Below are 2,248 nucleotides of genomic sequence, written 5' to 3'. Positions count from 1 at the left end.
GCCGATAAGGATGCTTAAACGCAAAAGCCGAAGAGCAAAGTCATATTCATGGGTTTATTTGAAATCAAAACCCGATAACTTAACGAAGGGGACATTTCCGCTTTGCACTTAAGGGGACATTTTGACTTTGCTGCGACAGGTTTTTGGCGTTACGTGGTTTTTACCGCACGATGCCGTGGCGCTATGCTGGTTGTCATAGAATGAATATTGACATTTATGTTATATGTGTTACATTGATAACATGTATAACAAAAAAAAGCGGAAGATGAACCGCAGATGGCTTTTATTCTTTTACAGCGTGCCTGCAAAACCGGTAAGCACGCGGATGATGGTATGGAGAAAGCTTGCAAAATCCGGCGCGGTTCAGCTCAAGGGGGCGGTCTACATACTGCCTTATAGCGAGGGGCATTATGAACTCCTTCAATGGCTGGCGAACGAGGTTGTCTCCCTTAAGGGAGACGCGGATTTTACGGTGATAGAGCGGTTTGAGAATATAAAGGACGCTGAATTAACTGGGCTTGTCAACGGCCAGCGGGAAAAGGATTACAAAAAAATCGAACGGGAGCTTGACGAGATTGAGCGCAAAATAAGCGGAGTGAAAAAAGGAACCGGGGCGTTTGATTTTAAAAAGCTCTCCGGACGCCTGAAAAAGCTTTCAAAGGGGTTCGAAGAATTTCAAAGAATTGATTTTTTCGCTTCAAGGGCGGGCATAGCGCTGAAAAAAAGAATATCAGAAGCTGAAAACGAGATTAGAAACCTTTCCGGCTATACCGCTAAAGAGGAACTGATTATAAACAAAAGAGCGGAAGACTACCGCCGCCGGACATGGGTAACAAGAAAAGGACCCTTCGTGGACAGGATAGCGTCCGCATGGCTCGTTAAAAAGTTTATAGACAACGAGGCGACTTTCAGATTCATACAAGAAAACGAGGCTCAAAAGGCGGGCCTGCGCGATGTCTTATTCGATATAAAGGCAGGCGAGTTTACCCATACGGGGGGGATGTGCACCTTTGAGGTGCTTTTAAAGTGTTTCAGGATTAAGGACAAGGCCCTTAAAACTATTTCGGAGATAGTCCACGAACTGGACTTGAAAGACGGAGTTTACGCGCCTCAAGAGTCAAGGGGCATTGAAGAGATACTCCGGGGGATAAGAAAATCTTCAAAGGACGACAGCGAAATACTCGAAAGGGGCATGGAGGTGTTCGAGTTTCTCTATTCATCCAAAACCTGAACAAGGAGGATACGTATGCCGCCTATCAATAATCACTTAATGGCAAGCATGGAAAGGACCGGAAAGGAATATCGCGAGGTGCATGAATGGCTTGACGCCGACCCTGAGAAAAAGGCGGAGAGACACGATATTACCAAGATTTATGAATATGGAAAGATGATGGAGGAAAGGTATGGCAAGGAGGCGCGGGAAGAATATATCCGGCACATCCGTGATGACGTAAAGGCTAAGTTTAACCACATACAGCACGACCTTGAGAATACCGTTGCAGATGCGTTAGCGTATTTCGGGGTAAAATAGTTTGTGTTCTCATAAGGGTCATTCCCGCGAAAGCGGGAATGACCCAATCAACTCAGGAGACCATCATGGATTACATAATTCAGGACTCGGACATACAGCTGCTCAAAGAGACAGGGGTATCGGAAGACGATATAAAACATTGCATGAAGGTGGCGGAAAAGGCGCTTGAGGTCGCTAAAAGGACGGGCGTTGATGTTGACATGGAGACCATCGGCAGGGGCGCCCTTTTCCATGACCTCGGCAAGGCAATAACACATGAGATTGAGCATGGCAGGATAGGCGCGCTGCTTGGAAAGAAACTTGGTTTGCCTGAAAAAATTACAGGCATCATGGAAAAACACATAAGGGGCGGATTAACGGAAGACGAGGCTAAAGAGCTTGGATTGCCTGTAAAGGGTTACTCCCTGCAAACCCTTGAGGAAAAAATCGTTATATATGCCGACAGGCTTGTGGACATCATAATGGACGGGGTTGTTGCAACCGGGTATGAATCGGACGCGGAAGCTAATTTTGTCGAGATACTTAAACAATATCCCATATACGGCAAGAATGAAAAAACCCTCAACCGGTATCTGTCTTATCATAAGGAGATACAGGGGCTGATAAACAGAGGATGAAGCAAAGTCCTTTTATACTGCTCTGCACCACAGGCCTCTTCGCCATATTCAGCTCCACCATATCAAAAAGCCCAGCTCTGCCTCTTTTTACCTCATATCT

At 46.0% G+C, this 2,248-nt stretch carries 3 protein-coding genes; all 3 read left to right on the top strand.

Annotated features, from left to right (window positions below):
- Positions 1-265 precede the first annotated feature (265 nt).
- Positions 266-1,231 carry a chromate resistance protein gene (locus tag HZA10_11240; protein MBI5196876.1) on the top strand — a complete coding sequence of 322 codons (966 nt, stop codon included), beginning with the start codon at positions 266-268 and terminating at the stop codon, positions 1,229-1,231.
- 15 nt (positions 1,232-1,246) lie between these two features.
- Positions 1,247-1,531 (top strand): hypothetical protein, encoded by a 285-nt coding sequence (locus HZA10_11235; GenBank protein MBI5196875.1) that lies wholly within the window; start codon positions 1,247-1,249, stop codon positions 1,529-1,531.
- Between the two features lie 65 nt (positions 1,532-1,596).
- Positions 1,597-2,148 (top strand): HDIG domain-containing protein, encoded by a 552-nt coding sequence (locus tag HZA10_11230; protein MBI5196874.1) that lies wholly within the window; start codon positions 1,597-1,599, stop codon positions 2,146-2,148.
- The last annotated feature ends 100 nt before the right edge of the window (positions 2,149-2,248 follow it).

The organism is Nitrospirota bacterium, assembly GCA_016212185.1.
Classification (GTDB): domain Bacteria; phylum Nitrospirota; class Thermodesulfovibrionia; order UBA6902; family DSMQ01; genus JACRGX01.
The sequence above is the reverse complement of the archived record's forward strand: the minus strand, read 5'-3'. Positions and strand labels throughout refer to the sequence as shown.